General features: G+C 73.4%; 18 protein-coding genes. 12 read left to right on the top strand and 6 right to left on the bottom strand.

Annotated elements, in window-relative coordinates:
- The first annotated feature begins 44 nt into the window (after positions 1 to 44).
- The 8 genes from ACFWR9_RS21340 (at position 45) to ACFWR9_RS21305 (ending at position 9,236) form a co-directional block, all read left to right on the top strand.
- On the top strand, positions 45 to 437 hold the full coding sequence (locus ACFWR9_RS21340; protein ID WP_383844500.1) for an STAS domain-containing protein: 393 nt from the start codon (positions 45 to 47) through the stop codon (positions 435 to 437).
- Positions 438 to 591: 154 nt separating this feature from the next.
- Positions 592 to 1,482 carry an STAS domain-containing protein gene (locus tag ACFWR9_RS21335; RefSeq protein ID WP_383844455.1) on the top strand — a complete coding sequence of 297 codons (891 nt, stop codon included), beginning with the start codon at positions 592 to 594 and terminating at the stop codon, positions 1,480 to 1,482.
- Positions 1,479 to 1,910, top strand: coding sequence for an STAS domain-containing protein (locus ACFWR9_RS21330; RefSeq protein ID WP_383844452.1), 432 nt, complete (start codon positions 1,479 to 1,481; stop codon positions 1,908 to 1,910). The genes ACFWR9_RS21335 and ACFWR9_RS21330 overlap by 4 nt, the downstream gene beginning before the upstream one ends.
- Positions 1,910 to 2,350, top strand: coding sequence for an anti-sigma regulatory factor (locus tag ACFWR9_RS21325; RefSeq protein WP_383844449.1), 441 nt, complete (start codon positions 1,910 to 1,912; stop codon positions 2,348 to 2,350). Before ACFWR9_RS21330 ends, ACFWR9_RS21325 begins: the two co-directional genes overlap by 1 nt.
- Positions 2,350 to 3,414, top strand: a complete 1,065-nt coding sequence (locus ACFWR9_RS21320) for an ATP-binding SpoIIE family protein phosphatase (RefSeq protein WP_383844446.1) — start codon at positions 2,350 to 2,352, stop codon at positions 3,412 to 3,414. The genes ACFWR9_RS21325 and ACFWR9_RS21320 overlap by 1 nt, the downstream gene beginning before the upstream one ends.
- A complete protein-coding gene (locus ACFWR9_RS21315; RefSeq protein WP_383844443.1) occupies positions 3,411 to 5,144 on the top strand; it encodes a PP2C family protein-serine/threonine phosphatase in 1,734 nt (577 codons plus the stop codon). Before ACFWR9_RS21320 ends, ACFWR9_RS21315 begins: the two co-directional genes overlap by 4 nt.
- A gap of 368 nt (positions 5,145 to 5,512) precedes the next feature.
- A complete protein-coding gene (locus ACFWR9_RS21310) occupies positions 5,513 to 6,889 on the top strand; it encodes an NAD(P)/FAD-dependent oxidoreductase (protein ID WP_383844440.1) in 1,377 nt (458 codons plus the stop codon).
- Between the two features lie 100 nt (positions 6,890 to 6,989).
- On the top strand, positions 6,990 to 9,236 hold the full coding sequence (locus ACFWR9_RS21305) for an FUSC family protein (protein WP_383844437.1): 2,247 nt from the start codon (positions 6,990 to 6,992) through the stop codon (positions 9,234 to 9,236).
- Positions 9,237 to 9,254: 18 nt separating this feature from the next.
- Here ACFWR9_RS21305 and ACFWR9_RS21300 read toward each other — a convergent pair whose 3' ends face one another.
- The 5 genes from ACFWR9_RS21300 to ACFWR9_RS21280 all read right to left on the bottom strand — a co-directional run bounded on the left by ACFWR9_RS21300 (position 9,255) and on the right by ACFWR9_RS21280 (position 12,499).
- A complete protein-coding gene (locus ACFWR9_RS21300; protein ID WP_383844434.1) occupies positions 9,255 to 9,689 on the bottom strand; it encodes a hypothetical protein in 435 nt (144 codons plus the stop codon).
- A gap of 28 nt (positions 9,690 to 9,717) precedes the next feature.
- Entirely contained in the window at positions 9,718 to 10,551 is an 834-nt protein-coding gene (locus tag ACFWR9_RS21295; RefSeq protein ID WP_383844432.1) for a DUF1206 domain-containing protein, read from the bottom strand.
- A 187-nt stretch (positions 10,552 to 10,738) separates the two neighbouring features.
- Complete coding sequence (locus ACFWR9_RS21290) at positions 10,739 to 10,999, bottom strand: DUF5133 domain-containing protein (protein WP_383844429.1); 261 nt, start codon at positions 10,997 to 10,999, stop codon at positions 10,739 to 10,741.
- A gap of 24 nt (positions 11,000 to 11,023) precedes the next feature.
- Positions 11,024 to 11,875, bottom strand: a complete 852-nt coding sequence (locus ACFWR9_RS21285) for a SigB/SigF/SigG family RNA polymerase sigma factor (RefSeq protein ID WP_383844426.1) — start codon at positions 11,873 to 11,875, stop codon at positions 11,024 to 11,026.
- Positions 11,876 to 12,061: 186 nt separating this feature from the next.
- On the bottom strand, positions 12,062 to 12,499 hold the full coding sequence (locus tag ACFWR9_RS21280) for an ATP-binding protein (protein WP_383844423.1): 438 nt from the start codon (positions 12,497 to 12,499) through the stop codon (positions 12,062 to 12,064).
- Positions 12,500 to 12,667: 168 nt separating this feature from the next.
- Here ACFWR9_RS21280 and ACFWR9_RS21275 point away from each other — a divergent pair, with 168 nt between their 5' ends.
- The 3 genes from ACFWR9_RS21275 (at position 12,668) to ACFWR9_RS21265 (ending at position 15,176) form a co-directional block, all read left to right on the top strand.
- The gene (locus ACFWR9_RS21275) at positions 12,668 to 12,883 is read left to right on the top strand and encodes a hypothetical protein (protein WP_307009496.1); all 216 of its coding nucleotides are present in this window, start codon (positions 12,668 to 12,670) and stop codon (positions 12,881 to 12,883) included.
- A 44-nt stretch (positions 12,884 to 12,927) separates the two neighbouring features.
- The gene (locus ACFWR9_RS21270; protein ID WP_383844420.1) at positions 12,928 to 14,406 is read left to right on the top strand and encodes an aminotransferase class I/II-fold pyridoxal phosphate-dependent enzyme; all 1,479 of its coding nucleotides are present in this window, start codon (positions 12,928 to 12,930) and stop codon (positions 14,404 to 14,406) included.
- A gap of 314 nt (positions 14,407 to 14,720) precedes the next feature.
- Positions 14,721 to 15,176: a cyclic nucleotide-binding domain-containing protein gene (locus ACFWR9_RS21265; RefSeq protein ID WP_383844417.1), complete on the top strand. Its 456-nt coding sequence runs from the start codon at positions 14,721 to 14,723 to the stop codon at positions 15,174 to 15,176.
- Between the two features lie 73 nt (positions 15,177 to 15,249).
- Here ACFWR9_RS21265 and ACFWR9_RS21260 read toward each other — a convergent pair whose 3' ends face one another.
- Positions 15,250 to 15,864, bottom strand: coding sequence for a LysE/ArgO family amino acid transporter (locus ACFWR9_RS21260; RefSeq protein ID WP_383844414.1), 615 nt, complete (start codon positions 15,862 to 15,864; stop codon positions 15,250 to 15,252).
- Between the two features lie 69 nt (positions 15,865 to 15,933).
- On the opposite strand from ACFWR9_RS21260, the gene ACFWR9_RS21255 reads away from it, so the two are divergent.
- Positions 15,934 to 16,839 carry a LysR family transcriptional regulator ArgP gene (locus ACFWR9_RS21255; protein WP_383844496.1) on the top strand — a complete coding sequence of 302 codons (906 nt, stop codon included), beginning with the start codon at positions 15,934 to 15,936 and terminating at the stop codon, positions 16,837 to 16,839.
- The last annotated feature ends 9 nt before the right edge of the window (positions 16,840 to 16,848 follow it).

Genomic DNA, 16,848 nt, shown 5'->3' with positions numbered 1-16,848 from the left:
GGATCACGACGGTCCGCCGCGCCGCCGCGTTGTTGGAGGTAAACGTGCCCATCGCCCAGAACCCGTTGTCCGTCGAGGTGACGCTGCCGCGTGAGGAGATCGCGCTGCTGAAGGTGGAGGGCTACCTGGACGTCGACACCGCGACCGAGCTCCAGCACCACCTGGCCAACCAACTCCACCACGGCCGACGGCACTTCCTGCTGGACCTCTCGGAGGTCCCGTTCATGGACTCCTCCGGCATGAACATCATCCTGCGGGTCTACCAGGAGGCCCGGGAGCTGCCGGGCAGTGTGCACATCATCTCGCCCGCCCCGGCGGTGCGGCGCGTCCTGGACCTGACCGGGGTGAGTCTCACGGTGCCGGTCTCGGAGAGCACCGAGGAGGCGCTCTCGCGCGTCGACGCTCAGCCGGAGGGGCCGGACGTGCCGGAAGCCTGAGCCCCCGTCCCCGCCGCTCATCCGGACCGGTCGTGCGGGAGCAGGTGTCGTACGAGGTCGGCGGGTGGTTACAGTTGTCGCCCGGCAGAGTCACATCACCGCCACACCGCTTCGCGCGCTGTGTGCGGCACAACGCGGACGAGGAGTGGAACAGGTGCCGGAAGAGGGAACCGCGGGATCGCCCACGCTTGAGATCAGGGACTTTCTGCGGCACCGCCGTGAGCAGATCGCACAGCGATGGGCGGACGAGCCCCTGTTCCGGGCCGTTTTCACCGTCTCGCGCGACGAGGCGGTCGAGGCGGGCAAGGCCGTGGTGGACGCGCTGGCTCAAGTCGCCGACGCGGAACGGGTGGAGGATCCGGACGCCGCGGGATTCACCACGGTGCGCGAGCAGTTGGCGCGGATGGGCGCGGCCCGCTCGCGGGCCGGCCTGAGCAGCGCGCAGGTGTCGGGCGAACTGGCCGCGCTGCGTTCGCCGGTCGAGAACCTGCTCCTGGCGGATCTGCCCGACGACTCCGTCGAACACACCCGTTCCTGTCTCACCACGCTGGGTGTGCTGATGGGCACCCTGCGGGTGGTGGTGATGCAGACGGCGCTCAGCGAGGGTCAGGCGCTCATCGACCGGCAGCGGCTGCAGTTGCTGGAGGTGGCCACCCCGGTCATCAAGCTGTGGGACGGCGTCGTGGCCGTGCCGCTGATCGGCACGCTGGACAGCGCCCGCAGCCAGGTGGTGATGGAGACCCTGCTGGAGTCCATCGTGGAGCAGCAGGCGCGCTTCGCGATCCTGGACATCACCGGCGTCCCGACGGTCGACTCGCTGGTGGCCCAGCACCTGATGAAGACGGTCGCGGCGGCCCGGCTGATGGGTGCCGAGTGCATCGTCTCCGGCATCCGACCCGCGATCGCGCAGACCATGGTCCACCTCGGTCTCGACCTGGGCAACGTGGTCACCCGCGCGAGCCTGGCCGACGCACTGGGGTACGTGCTGCACGAACTCGGGGTGGGCATCGTGACGCCCGGCACGAACGGTGCGGTCGCGCGGTGAGCGAGGCGTTCCCGGGGCCCCACGGGGCTCCCGCGTCGGTTCGTGTTCCGGTCCTGCGGCTCGGCGACGTACTGCTGGTCACCCTCCAGGGGGACCTGCACGACAGCACGGCGCAGCAGCTCCAGGACGATCTCGCCGAGACCATCGTGCGCAGCGGTGCCACCGGCGTGATCATCGACATCTCCGGCGTGGAGATCGTCGACTCCTTCCTCGGCCGGGTGCTGGCCGAGATCGCCGGGCAGACCGACCTGCTCGCCGCGCGGACCGTGATCGTCGGCATGCGGCCCGCGGTCGCCATCACGCTGGTGGAGCTGGGTCTGACGCTGCCGGGCGTGCACACGGCGCTCAACACCGAGGTGGCCATCGAGCTGCTCACGGGGCAGGCCGTGTCGTCCCGCTCCGGCGGCCTGCGCCGGGAGACTTTGTGATGCACACTGCCGCGGGCTCCCAGGCCCGCCTGCCGATCCGTTCGGACATGGATCTGGTGTGGGTGCGACAGCATGTGCGGCAGGCCGCCGCCCAGACCGGCTTCGGCCTCGTGGACCAGACCAAGCTGGTCACAGCGGCCAGTGAACTGGCCCGCAACACGCTCGTGTACGGCGGTGGCGGAACGATGGAGGCCGAGCCGCTGACCGACGGGGGCACCCAGGGGCTGCGGCTCACCTTCGCCGACGAGGGACCGGGCATCGCGGATCTGGAGCAGGCGCTCAGCGACGGCTTCACCTCCGGTGAGGGGCTGGGCCTGGGGCTGGGCGGCGCCCGGCGGCTGGTGCACGAGTTCGCCATCGAGACCGCCCCGGGCACGGGCACGACGGTACGGGTGACCTCCTGGGTGGGCCGGCCGCCCCGGCCGCGCGAGGGGACCTGATGCCGCGCGTGTGGGACGTGCCGGTGCACGACTCGACCCGGGTGCGCGACGCCAGGGTGGCCGCGGAGGAGGCGGCCGGCCTCGCCGGACTGGACGAGCAGCGCACCGCCACCGCGGCCCTGGTGGCGACCGAGCTGGCCACCAACCTGCTCAAGCACGCCGGGGGCGGCCGGGTCCTCATCGACGTCGTCGCCCCGCCCGTCCTCGCCGGCGGCCGGGACGGGGCCCGGCTCGTACAGGTCACCACGGTGGACCACGGCCCCGGGATCGCCGACGTGCCCGCCGCCCTGGGCGACGGTTTCACCACCGCGCGCTCCCTCGGTGCCGGTCTCGGCAGTTGTGCGCGCCTCGCCGACGACTTCGACCTGCACAGCGTGCCGGGCCGGGGCACGGTGGTGGTCGCCCGGATCCGCGCCGTGTCCGACCGCGCCGCCGCCGAGCCGGGCCCGGCGGACCGGGTGCGGGCCGGGGGCGTCAACGTCCCCTTCGGCGGGGCGGAGTACTCGGGCGACGCCTGGGCCTGGGTGCGCGCGGGAGACCTGGTCACCCTGATGCTGGCCGACGGGCTCGGTCACGGCCCGGAGGCGGCCCGTGCCTCGACCGCGGCCGTGGGGGCACTGCGCGACGCGGCCCACGTCACCCCCGGCGAAGCGCTGCGGCGGCTCGACCAGGCCCTGACGCGCACCCGTGGCGCGGCCGTGGCGGTGGCCCAGGTCGACACGCGGGCCGGCGTGCTCAAGTTCGCCGGCGTCGGCAACATCGGGGCGCGGCTGTGCGAGGGCGGCACCTGGCGCCACCTGGTGTCCCGGCCCGGCATCGTCGGCACCCACCGGCCCACGACCCTGCGTGAGGAGAAGGCGGACTGGGCGGACGACCGGGTGCTGGTCCTGCACAGCGACGGTCTGCCGAGCCGCTGGACGCCGACGTCCGAGACCTGCCGCACGACGGCCGACCCGGCGGTGACCGCCGCCGTCACCATCCGCGACGCGAGCAGCCCGGCCCGTCCGGTACGGGACGACACCGCGGTCGCCGTGCTGGCCCCCGTCCCGCCGGACCGCCCATGACCCGTACGTGGCGGATCACCGACGTCACCGACGCGGCCCGGGCGCGCATCGCCACCGCGCGGCTGGCCGCGGCCTGCGGTGTGCCGCCCTTGGAGCGCACCCGCCTGGCGGCCGCGCTCGGCGCGCAGCTGCGGCTGTGCCTGACCAAGGGCGGCACCTGGCGGCTGACCCTGACGACGGGCCCGGCGGGCCGCGCCACGGCGGAGGCCGGGGAGGGCGCCCTGCACGCCGTGGTGACGCCCTCGCCCGACGCCGCTGCCGCCGGTGAGCCGCCCTGGCGGGCCACGGTGCCCTGCCCCGAGGTGGTGCCGGACGCCGCGGAGGACCCCGTGGCGGACGACCCGGCCGGGCTGGCGGAGGCCCTGCTGAGCGCCGACGAGGACACGGCGCTGGTGCTGGAGCGGCTCGGCGAGCAGGAGAGCCTGGTCGACTTCCACCGCGAGGAGCTGCAGCAGACGAACCAGGGCGTCGTGGCGCTGCACGCCGAGCTGGACGCCGCCGGGCGGGCCCAGCGGGAGGCGTTCGCCGCCGAACGCAAGGCGCGTACGGAGGCGGAGAACGCCCGGCGCCGGCTGACCTTCCTGGCGGACGCGAGCGCGGTGCTGACGGCGTCGATGGACCACCACGAGATCGTGCGCCGGCTGCCGGAGCTGCTGGTGCCCGAGTACGCGGCGAGCGTCGACGTCTGGCTGTTCGAGCAGGACGGCGGGCGGCCGGGGCCGGCCCATCCGGCGGCCGCCGTGGTCGCGGCCCGCACCGGGCGGCCGCAGTACGCCGCCACGCGTCCGGGGGGCCTGCCCGGCGTCGAGGACCAGCCGCCCTCGGCGCCGGACCCGGACCGGCCCGCGCTGTGCATTCCGCTGCCGACCCGGCAGGCGCCCCTGGGCGTGGTGACCCTGTCCCCGCCCGGGGAGCTGTGGGACCCGGACGACGCCGTCATGCTGGTGGAGCTGACCCGGCGGGCCAGCATCGCGATCGACCACGCGCGCCGCTACCAGCACAACCGCGACATCGCGGAGACGCTCCAGCGGGCCCTGCTGACGGAGCTGCCCTCCCCGGCGGGCCTCGGTCTTGCCGCGCGCTATCTGCCGGCCACCCACGGGCTGAACATCGGCGGCGACTGGTACGACGCGTTCCGGCAGCCCGACGGCGGGGTCATCACCGTGGTCGGCGACGTCACCGGGCACGGGCTGCGCGCCGCCGTGATGATGAGTCAGCTGCGTACGGCGCTGCGGGCGTATGCCGTGGACGGCGGCAGTCCGGGCCGGCTGCTGACCCGGCTGCACACGTTCCTGCACCATCTGCAGCCCGACCTGTTCGCCACCGCCGTCATCGCGCGCTTCCACCCCGACGACCCGACCCTGACGTGGGCCGCCGCCGGTCATCCGCCGCCGGTGCTGCGGACCCCGGACGGGGAGGTGCGGATCCTGGACGACAAGCCCGGTGCGATGCTCGGCATCCCGCTCCGGCAGGAGATCGCCGACCACGCGGTGCCGCTGGCGCCGGGTTCCACGCTCGCGCTGTACACCGACGGTCTGGTGGAGCGCCGCGCCCTGGGCATAGACCCGGGCATCGGGCGACTGGCCGACGCGCTGGGCTCGTTCGCGCCGGCGGAGCTGGAGACGGACCTGGAGGGTTCGGCGGACGGGCTCCTGCGTCCGCTGCTCAGCGACTCCGAGCGCGACGACGACGTGTGCCTGCTGCTCTGCCACCTGCACGGCCGGGCCTGACCCGACGCCGCCACTCCCCTGACCGCACCCGCCTGCCGCACCCGGCTGGCCGACCCTGCGGGGGCACGATGGGATCGACTAGGGGCTGTCGCTTGGATCGGCCCGGCCCCGACTGGCGGTACCGCTGAAGACCGTGAGCGGGGTGTGGTGCGTGCAGCTGCAAGGCGGAGGAGGGCGACAGGGCGGAGCCCTGGCAACCGACGACAACGCCGCTGGGGGTACCTCCCACGCCCTTAAGGCAGTGGGGGAGTGCGTGCCACGCCCCGCGCCCGCCGGGCTGATCCAATCGACAGCCCCTAGGTGCGAAGCAGCGATCCAGGGGCAGGCGAAGGGCGTTCGCGGCGGACCGTCCGAAGCCGCAGAAAGGGATGAACACCGTGACACGACCCAGGATTCTGGTGGTCGGCGCAGGTTTCGCCGGCGTGGAGTGCGTCCGCCGATTGGAGCGGAAGCTCTCCCCCCGCGAGGCCGACGTCACCCTGGTGACACCGTTCTCCTACCAGCTCTATCTGCCGTTGCTGCCCCAGGTCGCCTCCGGGGTGCTGACCCCGCAGTCGATCGCGCTCTCCCTGCGCCGCAGCAGCCGCTACCGGACCCGGATCATCCCGGGCGGCGCCATCGGCGTGGACCTCAAGGCGAAGGTCTGCGTGGTGCGCACCATCACCGACCAGATCGTCAACGAGCCCTACGACTACATCGTCCTCGCGCCCGGAAGCATCACCCGCACCTTCGACATTCCGGGGCTCACCGACAACGCGTTCGGCATGAAGACGCTGGCGGAGGCCGCGTACATCCGCGACCACGTCATCTCCCAGCTGGATCTCGCCGACGCCAGCCAGGACCCGGTCGAGCGCGCCTCCCGGCTGCAGTTCGTGGTGGTCGGCGGCGGTTACGCGGGCACCGAGACGGCGGCCTGTCTGCAGCGGCTGACGCACGCGGCCGTCAAGCGCTACAACCGGCTGGACCCGAGCCTGATCAAGTGGCATCTGATCGACATCGCCCCGAAGCTGATGCCCGAGCTGGGTGAGAAACTCGGGCGCGACGCGCAGGAGGTCCTCGCCCGGCGCGGCATCGAAATCTCCCTGGGCGTGTCCATCGACAAGGCCGGGCCCGAGGAGGTCACCTTCACGGACGGCCGGGTGGTGCCGACCCGCACGCTGATCTGGACCGCGGGTGTGGTGGCGAGCCCGCTGATGGCCACGCTCGGCGCGCAGACGGTCAAGGGACGGCTCGCGGTCACCGCCGAGATGTGCCTGCCGGATCACGACGGGGTGTTCGCGCTGGGCGACTCCGCGGCGGTGCCCGACCTCGCCAAGGGCCAGGACGGCGCCGTGTGCCCGCCCACCGCCCAGCACGCGATGCGGCAGGGCCGGCACGTCGCCGAGAACCTCATCGCCACCCTGCGCAACCAGCCGATGCGGCCGTACGTCCACAAGGACCTCGGTCTGGTCGTCGACCTCGGCGGCACCGACGCGGTCTCCAAGCCGCTCGGCATCGAGCTGAAGGGTCTGCCGGCACAGGCCGTGGCCCGCGGCTACCACTGGTCGGCGCTGCGCACGGGCGTCGCGAAGGCCCGGGTGGCGGCCAACTGGGCGATCAACGCGGTGGCCGGCGACGATTTCGTACGCACCGGCTTCCAGGCCCGCAAACCGGCCAAGCTGAGGGACTTCGAGTACACCGACGCCTATCTGACCCCGGAACAGGTGCGGGAGCGGGTCGAGGGGGCGGGCCTGGCGGAGCGGTGACCCCGCGGCCCGGTCCGGCCCGCGGCATGACATGCTGAGAAGTGGATCTCGGCGTGAACCGGCCGGGAATCGGCTGTGAATCGGGAGAGTGTACGGCGGCGTGAAGGCAGCGGGGCGCTCGGTGCGGACGCGGCTGCGGGACAGCGTCGCCGCGTCCGACCCCGGGCTGTTGCGGCTGACGGCGGGACTGCGGACGGTGGGCGCCATCGCGCTGACGCTGGCGGTGCTCGCCGTGTTCGGCGTGGACGTCAAGCATCTGGTGGCGGGCGCCATGGCGGCGATGGTCGCCACGTTCGCCATCCGGGAGAAGGAGCTGGGCCCGCAGGCCGTGACGCTGGCGCTGGGTCTGCCCGTCGCCCTGGCCTCGGTGTCGCTCAGCACGCTGCTGACCTCGCGGGTGATCCTCGGCGACGCGATCTTCGTCGTCCTGATCTTCTGCGCGGTCTTCGTCCGCCGGTTCGGCGACCGCGGCACCGCGCTGGGGCTGATCGGCTTCCAGGTCTACTTCGTGTCGCTGTTCGTCGGCGCGAAGGTGTCGGGGCTGCCGGGGCTGTGGAGCGCCTTCGCGGTGGCGTTCGCGTCCAGCGCGGTGGTGCGCTTCGGGGTCGTACCGGCGACGCCGGCGCGGATCCTGCGACGGCTGCGGCAGGCGTTCCGGGCCCGGCTGGCGCAGCTGATCGCCACGCAGGCCGAGTTGCTGGACGCCGGTCCCGACGACATCGAGAAGACCCTGGAGCGGCTGCGCGAGGGCACCGCGCGGCTGCACGAGACGGCCCTGATGATCCAGTCCCGGCTGGAGGAGGGCACGCCCGACGAGTCCACCGCGCGGCTGGTGCAGCGGCGCATCGCGGACGCCGAGATCGCCGCCGAACGCCTCGGCCTCCTGCTGCTGACCGCGCGCAGCGCGGAGCGGGCGGACACCCTGACGCTGCATCTGCCGGGAGCGCCCGCGCCCTCGGTGGGCCGCTCACCGGCGCCCGGTGAGGCGACGGACATACTGCGCCGGGATCTGGCGGCGCTGCGCACGCTGGTGCTGAAGCCGCCGGCCGAGGCGCGCGGGACCGCGCTGTCCCATCTGCGCAACCGGCTCCTCGGCTACCGCGACGAGGAGAACCTCCCCGAGGCGACCCCGGCCGTCCAGGACGTGTTCCGCGGCATCGGTGAGAGCGCGCGGGCGGTCATGGGTCTGCGGATCGCGCTGGACGGGCCGCAGGACGAGTCGGACGACTCACCCGCGACGGCCCGTTCCCGGGAGGAGCTGGACGCCGAGGACGCGGCGATCGACGCCGGTGAGGAGGCCGCGGCCGAGGACGAGCCGACCGGGCTCAGGCGGCCCACCACGCGGGCCGCGGTGCAGGTGGCGGTGGGGTCGTCGCTGGCCATCGTGGGCGGTGAGCTCCTGTCGACGCAGCGCTGGTACTGGGCGGTCCTCACCTGCTGGATCGTCTTCATCAACACCGCGTCCACCGGCGAGATCCTGGTCAAGGGCTACCGCCGGCTGCTGGGCACGGTGCTGGGGGTGGTGGCCGGCATCGTGCTGGCCGGTCTGGTGGGCAACCACACGTGGACCGCGTTCGGGCTGGTGCTGGTGCTGATCTTCGCGATGTTCTACACGGCGCCACTGTCCTACACGCTCATGTCGTTCTTCGTCACGGCGATGCTGGGGCTGCTGTACACCCTGCTGCACACGTACAGCATGTCGGTGCTGCTGCTGCGGGTGGAGGAGACGGCGCTGGGCGCGGCGTGCGGGATCGTCGCGGCGGCGCTGGTGCTGCCGATACGGACCGACCGGCGGACGAACGAACTGCTCGGCACGGTGCTGGAGCGGCTCACCGACGTCACCGAGGGCGCCGTCGACCAGCTCAGCGGCGGTCCCGCGGCCGACCTGCTGGACCTGGCGCGGGAGCTGGACCAGGCGCTGGGCGACCTGCGGGCCGCCGTGCAACCGCTCACCCATCCGATCACGCCGCTGCGCACCCGGCGCAGCACGGCGCAGTACGTGGTGGCGCTGCTGGAGACGTGTGCCTACCACGCGCGGTCCCTGGCCGCGACGGCCGAGCTGCTGCCCACCCACCCGTCGATCGCGGCCGACCCGAGGCTGCGCGGGGCGGTACGGCGCACGGTGCGCAACATCGAGGCGATCGCCGCCCACGTCGCGGACCAGGACACCAGGACCGAGGTGGAGACCGGCCCCAGCATCGCCTCGCTGCTGGAGCCGGACGCCGCCGGGGTGCCGCGGTACGGCCGTATCACGGGCCGGGTACTGCGGCACCTGGAGCGGCTGGACGAGGCGGTGGTCGGCCTCGCCCGGCCGCTGGATGTGGCCGTGAAGACCCCGCAGCGCTGAGAGGTCGGAGCCGGGCGGTCAGAAGTCGCTGGGCAGACCGCTCGCCTCGGCGATGCCGCGCAGTTCCTCGTTCTGCCGGTGGCGTTCCTTCAGGTAGTCGGCTATCTCGCCGAGCCGTTCGGGGTCGGAGGCGGTGGTCGCGTCGGTGACGACCCGGACCGGGCCGGTCTCGTCGGTGCGGATCTCGACGACTTCGTTGTCCAGCCGTCCGGTGACGGCGGTGGCGATGACCAGGGCGGCCTCGTCCCTGATCTCCTGGGGCAGTGCCTCGGCGTTGTCGCCGTCCAGGGAGAAGTCGATGGTCGGCATCTGCTGCTCGTCGATCGCCTGGAGGACCGGTTCCACCACGCTGAGCAGCAGCTGGTAGTCGTCGTTCGGCATGCGGACGCGCAGGAGGTCGAGGTAGACGTCCACGGGACGTCCGTCCGGCGGAGGAATCTCGTGTTCGTTCATTCGCCCCGTGTTCCCCGTGCCGCCCGCCTCAGACGCGGCGCCAGCGTGCCAGCGCGAAGGAGAACACCCCGAACAGCACCAGACCCGCGGCGACGCAGGCCAGGAGCCAGGGTCCGAGCGGGGTCTCGGCGAAGGAGCGCAGGGTGTCGTCCAGCCCCTTGGCCCGGTCGGGCTGGTAGTCGACCGCGGCCCGCACGGCGAAGGCGCCCGCCGCGGCGAACACGGCACCGCGTGCCACTCCGCCGCCGACACCGGTGACATCGAGCAGCTGTCGGGACCGGGCGCTCAGGGCGCCGAGCTTGAGCTTCTTGTGATAGGTGCGGCGCACGGCCTGGACGCCGATCACCACCCCGGCGACGACGATGCCGGCGCCGACCAGGCCCACAAGCCACCGTCCGGCCGGCATTTCCATCACCCTGGCCGTGATGTCCCGGGACTGCCGGTCGCTGGAACCGCTGCCGCCCGCGCCGGCCGCGAAGGCCAGGACGGAGTAGGCGACGAAGGCGTAGAACACGCAGCGGGCCGCGGCCGGCGCCCGCTTCTTCGCCTTGTGGCCGTCCTTGCCGGTGGCGCCGAAGGCCGCCTCGGACAGCCGCCACAGGGCCATGCCGACGAGCCCGATGCCGAGCGCCCACAGCAGTACGGCGCCGAACGGTTTGTCCGCCAGTTCCTCCAGGGCGCCGCCCCGGTCCGCCTGCCGGTTTCCGGTGCCGAAGGCGATCTGCAGGGCCAGGATGCCGACCAGCAGGTAGATGACTCCGCGAGCGGTGAGCCCCGCCCTGGCGGCCCCCTCGGCGGCCGATCCGTTCGCGGCCCTCCGGGCTCCGCTGCGGCCGGTGCGTGCCATGACTCGTGCGTTCATGTGGACCTCCCCTCCGGGACTCCGCATGCCCCGGCATCGGCCCCGCACGCAGGAGAGTCCGTGCGTGTCGCGCGGCTCGCGCGTCGGCGGGGCCGTGTCGTCCCGGTCGCCGGACACGGTCCGGCCCGTACACCGCCCAGCGGTGTACGGGCCGGAGTTCACGCCTTCCCCGGTGTCCCGTCCCGGGTCAGTCGGCCACTCCCGCGGGCTCGGCGACGGGCCCCGGCCCGGCCGCCGGTGCCGCACTGGCCGCACCCGTCGCGAGCAGGCGACGGGCCGTCTCCAGGGCCTGTCGCACGTCGCGCGTGCCCATCGACACGCAGAGCGTGTACTCCAGGTCCCGTGTCGCCGGGCCCGGCCCGCCCGAGGGGTCGGGGGGTTCGCTCACCTTCGCCGCCTCGTACCGCTCGACGAGCGCGCGCAGCACCGCGGGGTGGGGCATCAGCATCTGTGCGTCCCCTCATGGCATCGGTCAGTTCCGCGGGGGCCGGCCGCCGCCCGCCCGCTCGCCCATCGCCTCGTCGCGCACCCGGGCGCAGCTGCGGCTGATGAGCCGCGAGACGTGCATCTGCGAGATGCCCAGCTGGTCGGCTATCCGGCTCTGCGTCATGTCCTCGAAGAAGCGCATGTAGAGGATGGCGCGCTCGCGTTCGGGCAGCCGGCGCAGGCCCGTCTTGGCGGACTCGCGGTCGATCACGGTGTCGTACGAGGTGTCCGCCGCGCCGAGGGTGTCCGCGAGGCTGTAGCCGTCGTCGCCGGCCGACAGCTCGGCGTCCAGTGACAGGGTGCTGAAGCTCTCCAGCGCCTCCATGCCGGCGCTCACCTCGTCCTCGGTCAGCCCGGTGTGGGCGGCGAGGGCGGTCAGGGAGGGTTCGGGGCTGCCCGGGCTCTGGGTGAGTTCGCGACGCGCCACCCGCACCTTGTTCCGCAGCTCCTGGACCCGGCGGGGAACCCGCAGCGCCCACATCCGGTCCCGGAAGTGGCGCTTGACCTCGCCGGTGATGGTGGGCACGGCGTAGCTCTCGAAGGCGCCGCGTTCCGGGTCGAAGCGGTCGATGGCCTTCACCAGGCCGAGTGCCGCCACCTGGCGCAGGTCCTCCAGGGACTCGCCGCGGTCCCGGAACCGGCCGGCGATCCGGTGGGCCATGGGCAGCCAGGCGCTGACGAGTTCGTCGCGCAGGGCGTCCCGCTCGGGACCGTCCGGCAGACCCGCGAGGCGGCCGAAGAGGGCCATGGTGTCGGGGGCGTCGTCGTGCCGGCGACGGTGGGGGGCGGCGGAGGCGTCGGGAGCCGCGGGACGGGTGGTGGGCGTTTCAACGAGCATGCGGATTCGCTCCTGAACGGTGGTATCCGGGACATTCCGCGGGAACGACGCCGTCCGGGCGAACTCCGGAAGCAATCCGGAGGTCCGAAGCGGCCATACCACTCCCGCTGCTGCGCCTCCGGTCCGAAGCACGACTTTGCGACTGCCCCCGCCCCGGGGGAACAAACTCCGCTTCTCGAAAAGTCATCAGGACAGCGGAACGAGGACGGTGATGCACTTGCCGCCGGCGGGAAGGTCTGCCACCCGCACGTCGTGGGCCAGCCGGCAGACGATCGGCCAGCCCCGGCCGCCGACGCGGCCGCGGCCCTGGTCGTCGGTGGGCGGCACCGCCACCGGCAGGTCGTGGCTGCGGTCGCTCACCGACAGGCGCACGCCGGGTCCCACGACGTCGACCCGGAAGTCGGTGATGCCGCCGCCGTGCAGGATCGCGTTGGTGGTCAGCTCTGAGGCGACCAGTACGGCGTCCGAGAGGGCACCCGCGTCGTACCGCGCGGGACCGTCGGCGCCCCGGCGCCCGGTGACGGCGCGTTCGACGGCTCTGCGGGCGTCGGCGGGCCGGCACGGCCGGTACCGGTCCGCGCCGTACTGATCCACGACGGTTTCGGTCGTGTGCCTGTCGCACATACGTCCGCTCCCTGATCGGTGACATGAGCCTTGGGTCCGGACCGTGCGCCGGGGTGGGCGCCGCACGGACCCGTCCCTTCCGGCTGACCTCTGCCCGCACCGGCAAACCTGGGGCCCTCCTTACGGCCCAACGGCCATCCGGGTGCCGTGCGCGGGTACGCGGAGTACATGACGGATGTTGTGGACTCGGACGAACTGCTCCGCCGGATGCACCGGGCGAGGACCTGTGCGCTGGAGGAGACGCGGAACTGGCGAGACCGGAGCGCGGAACTGCGGCCGACCGATCCGGAGGGCTCCCGGGAGGCCGCCGTACGGGCGGTGGCGTACGAGGCCGTCCTGCGAGTGCTGGACGAGGTGCTGACCCCGGGGCGTCACCCGCAGTGAGCGGCGACGGGACGGATTGACGCCGGACGGGAAACCGGCCCGGCATGACCGTCGACCACACCCGAGCACCCGTCCTGGAAGCCCTCGTCGCCTACCGCCGCGAGGGACGCCTGTCGTTCACGCCGCCGGGCCACAAGCAGGCGCGCGGCGCCGACCCCGCGGTCCGGGAGGTGCTGGGCGACGCCGTCTTCTACGGTGACGTGCTGGCGACGGGCGGGCTCGACGACCGGCTCACCCGGGGGCGGGTGCTGCGGCGCGCCGAGGAGCTGATGGCGGACGCCGTGCACGCCGACCACACCTTCTTCTCGACCTGCGGGAGTTCCCTGTCGGTGAAGGCGGCGATGCTGGCGGTCGCGGGGCCGCACGAGAAGCTGCTGATCGGCCGGGACGCCCACAAGGCCGTGGTGTCGGGGCTGATCCTGTCCGGCATCGAGCCGGTCTGGGTGGAGCCGCGCTGGGACGCCGAGCGGCATCTGGCCCACCCGCCTTCCGCCGAGGAGTTCGAGAAGGCGTTCGCCGCCCATCCCGACGCCAAGGGCGCCCTGGTCACCAGCCCGACGCCGTACGGTGCGAGCGCCGACCTGCGGGCCGTGGCCGGGGTCTGCCACCGGCGTTCGGCGCCGCTGATCGTCGACGAGGCGTGGGGCGCGCACCTCCCCTTCCACCGGGATCTGCCGTCCTGGGCCATGGACGCGGGCGCGGACATCTGCGTGACCAGCATCCACAAGATGGGCAGCGGTCTGGAACAGGGCTCGGTCTTCCACCTGCGCGGTGACCTGGTCCCGGCGAAGCTCCTCGCCATGCGGGCCGACCTGCTGGGCACCACCAGCCCTTCGGCGCTGATCTTCGCCGGGCTGGACGGCTGGCGCCGGCAGATGGCGCTGGGCGGGCACGAGCTGATGGGCGGGGCGCTGGACCTGGCGGCCGAGGTCCGCGCGGCCGTCGAGGAGATCGACGGCATGCACGTCGACGACCGGGACGACTACTGCGGTCCTGGGCTGGCCCACGGCTTCGATCCGCTGCCCGTCATCGTCGACCTGGACGGGCTCGGCGTCTCGGGTTTCCAGGCGGCGGACTGGCTGCGCGAGCACCGGAGCGTGGTCGCGCACGTGACCGACCACCGCCGCGTCGGCGCCCAGCTCACCCATGGCGACGACCGGGAGACCGCGGGCGAACTGCTCGCCGCGCTCAAGGACCTCGCGAGTGCCGCCCCCGGTCTGGACCCCGCTCCGCGCGTGGAGGTGCCGTCGCCGGCCGGGCTGCGGATGCCGCAGGTGTGTCTGCCCCGGGACGCGTTCTTCGGGCCCACCGAGGACGTGCCGGCGGCCCGGGCCGCCGGCCGGATCGCGGCGGAGATGATCACGCCGTATCCGCCCGGCATCCCGGCCGTGCTGCCGGGCGAGCGGCTGTCCGAGCCCGTCCTGCGGTATCTGCGCACCGGCCTGGACGCCGGGATGTACCTTCCGGACCCGAGCGATCCGTCGCTGCGGACGGTCCGGGTGGTCGCGGAGGGCGGTGGATGAGACGGGCCCGCCCGCGCGTGAGTCCGGTCACGTGTCGCCGCCCCGGTTTCCCCGGACACCCCAGGATGGTTTAGCGTTCATCCATACGTGGCGACGGAGTCGACCGAAAAGTCCTCCGCGGTCACCGCTAACGGCCCTGGCCGGCCTCCCCCGTCCGGCCAGGGCTTTTTCATGCCCGCGCACCGCCGTCCCCGGATTCCGCACCGAATCCGTACGGGATCCGCCGTCCGCCGAATGGCCCAGCGCGCCGAGACCGACTGAAATGGGCATAGGGAAAGCCCCGGAACCGAATCGCCGGCGAGGAGCCCCGTGCCATGACCAAAGCGATCAAACTCCTGACCGCCCTTCCCCCGGCCCAGCGCGAGCGGCTGATGGCACTCGCGCGGGAGATCTCCTTTCCGGAGGACGCCCGGATCTTCGAGGCGGGCGACCGGGCCGACCGCTTCTGGGTCATCCGCTCCGGCGCGGTCTCACTGACCCAGCAGGTGACGTCCGTGCAAAAGGTCACCGTCGCCAGCCTCGGCGTGGGCGACCTGCTCGGCTGGTCCTGGCTGTTCCCGCCCTACGAGTGGGACTTCGGCGCCGAGGCATTCAGCCAGGTGCGCGCCTACGAGTTCGACGCGGCCACGGTGCTCGACCTGTGCGAGGAGGACCCGCACCTGGGCATCGTGCTGGTGCGGTCGGTCGCCGAGATCCTCGCGCACCGGCTGGAGACCACCAGGGGCCGGCTCATGGAGCACTACGCGCTGCACGGGCGCGGCTCCCTGTAGGCGAAGGCCCCCTCAGACGCGGTAGCGGCGCAGCGCCGGCACCGCGGCCGCCAGGACCAGTTCGAGCGCGCGCTCAGGCGCCGGCGATGAGGCTCACCCCCAGGACGATCATGGTGGCGGCGACCAGTCCGTCGAGCACCCGCCAGGCCGCGGGCCGGGCCAGGAAGCGGCCGAGGTGGCGGGCGCCGAAGCCGAGGGCGGCGAACCAGACCAGGCTGGCCACCACGGCGCCCAGACCGAAGGTCCAGCGCAGAGCGCCCCGGTCGGCGGCGACCGAGCCCAGCAGGAACACGGTGTCGAGGTAGACGTGCGGGTTGAGCCAGGTCAGCGCCAGGCAGGTGAGCACCGCCCGGCGGCGCGAACCCGAGGTGTCGCCCTCCGCCCGCAGCGCACCGGCCGGGCGGAACACGCGCCGGGCCGCGAGGGCGCCGTAGCAGAGCAGGAAGGCGCCGCCGATCCAGCCGACCACGGTCAGCGCGTCCGGCCACGCCACCACCACCGCGCCGACCCCGCCGACGCCCAGGGCGATGAGCAGGGCGTCGGACAGCGCGCAGATGCCGACCACGGCGAGGACGGCGTCGCGGCGGATCCCCTGACGCAGGACGAAGGCGTTCTGGGCGCCGATGGCGACGATGAGCGAGAGTCCGGTACCGAAGCCGGCGGCCGCGGCGGTGAGGGCGTTGGTCATGCTCTCGACGCTAAGCGGACGATCACCGCAGGTACAGCTAAAGATTCTTACGTATCCTTAGCGCTCGTGATGACGGAGGAAACCGCGGATCTGCCGCTCGACCAGGTGCGCACCCTGCTGGCCGTGGTGGACGAGGGCACGTTCGACGCGGCCGCCGCCGCGCTGCATGTGACGCCGTCCGCGGTCAGTCAGCGGGTGAAGGCCCTGGAGCAGCGCACCGGCCGGGTACTGCTGCTGCGCACCAAGCCGGTGCGGCCGACGGAGTCCGGCGCGGTGCTGGTGCGCCTCGCCCGCCAGGTCGCCCGGCTGGAGCGGGACGCGTACGCCGAGCTGGGGCTGAGCGGGGCGGCCGGCGAGCCCACCCGGGTGTCGGTCGCCGTCAACGCCGACTCGCTCGCGACCTGGTTCATCGGCGCGCTCACGGAGCTGCCGCAGGAGCCCCGGCTCTGTTTCGAGCTGCGCCGCGAGGACGAGGCCCACACGGCGGCCCTGCTGCGGGAGGGCGTGGTGATGGCCGCGGTGACCTCCTCGCCCGACCCCGTCCCGGGCTGCGCCGTCCGGTTCCTGGGCCGGATGCGCTACCTGCCCTGCGCGGGACCCGGATTCGCGGCGCGGCATCTGGGCGGGCCGCTGCGGGAGGCGCTGGCCGTGGCACCCGTGGTGGTCTTCGACCGGCGGGACGACTTCCAGGACGGCTTCGCCCGGCGGTTCGGGCACGGCGGCGCGAGCACCGCGCGGCACTACGTACCGACCTCGGAGGGCTTCGTGGAGGCCGTCGCCGCCGGCCTCGGCTGGGGCATGGTCCCGGAACCGCAGGCACGGCCGCTACTGCGCGCCGGGAGGCTCGTCGACTTCGCACCGGACCGGGCGGTGGACGTCCCGCTCCACTGGCAGCAGTGGAAACTCGACTCGCCGGCGCTGGCCATGGTGGCCGACGCGGTGATGGCGACGGCCCGGCGGGCACTGCGACGCTAGACACATCGC

The organism is Streptomyces sp. NPDC058534 (assembly GCF_042717365.1).
Taxonomy (GTDB): Bacteria; Actinomycetota; Actinomycetes; order Streptomycetales; family Streptomycetaceae; genus Streptomyces.
The sequence above is the reverse complement of the archived record's forward strand: the minus strand, read 5'-3'. Positions and strand labels throughout refer to the sequence as shown.

Excerpts from the sequence above, each read along its gene's own strand:
- ACFWR9_RS21290 (WP_383844429.1), bottom strand. The coding sequence starts at position 10,999 with ATGCTGATGCCCCACCCCGCGGTGCTGCGCGCGCTCGTCGAGCGGTAC.
- ACFWR9_RS21275 (WP_307009496.1), top strand. The coding sequence starts at position 12,668 with ATGACGGATGTTGTGGACTCGGACGAACTGCTCCGCCGGATGCACCGG.
- ACFWR9_RS21265 (WP_383844417.1), top strand. The coding sequence starts at position 14,721 with ATGACCAAAGCGATCAAACTCCTGACCGCCCTTCCCCCGGCCCAGCGC.
- ACFWR9_RS21285 (WP_383844426.1), bottom strand. The coding sequence starts at position 11,875 with ATGCTCGTTGAAACGCCCACCACCCGTCCCGCGGCTCCCGACGCCTCC.
- ACFWR9_RS21270 (WP_383844420.1), top strand. The coding sequence starts at position 12,928 with ATGACCGTCGACCACACCCGAGCACCCGTCCTGGAAGCCCTCGTCGCC.
- ACFWR9_RS21295 (WP_383844432.1), bottom strand. The coding sequence starts at position 10,551 with ATGAACGCACGAGTCATGGCACGCACCGGCCGCAGCGGAGCCCGGAGG.
- ACFWR9_RS21280 (WP_383844423.1), bottom strand. The coding sequence starts at position 12,499 with ATGTGCGACAGGCACACGACCGAAACCGTCGTGGATCAGTACGGCGCG.
- ACFWR9_RS21320 (WP_383844446.1), top strand. The coding sequence starts at position 2,350 with ATGCCGCGCGTGTGGGACGTGCCGGTGCACGACTCGACCCGGGTGCGC.
- ACFWR9_RS21255 (WP_383844496.1), top strand. The coding sequence starts at position 15,934 with ATGACGGAGGAAACCGCGGATCTGCCGCTCGACCAGGTGCGCACCCTG.
- ACFWR9_RS21300 (WP_383844434.1), bottom strand. The coding sequence starts at position 9,689 with ATGAACGAACACGAGATTCCTCCGCCGGACGGACGTCCCGTGGACGTC.
- ACFWR9_RS21260 (WP_383844414.1), bottom strand. The coding sequence starts at position 15,864 with ATGACCAACGCCCTCACCGCCGCGGCCGCCGGCTTCGGTACCGGACTC.
- ACFWR9_RS21325 (WP_383844449.1), top strand. The coding sequence starts at position 1,910 with ATGCACACTGCCGCGGGCTCCCAGGCCCGCCTGCCGATCCGTTCGGAC.
- ACFWR9_RS21315 (WP_383844443.1), top strand. The coding sequence starts at position 3,411 with ATGACCCGTACGTGGCGGATCACCGACGTCACCGACGCGGCCCGGGCG.
- ACFWR9_RS21310 (WP_383844440.1), top strand. The coding sequence starts at position 5,513 with ATGAACACCGTGACACGACCCAGGATTCTGGTGGTCGGCGCAGGTTTC.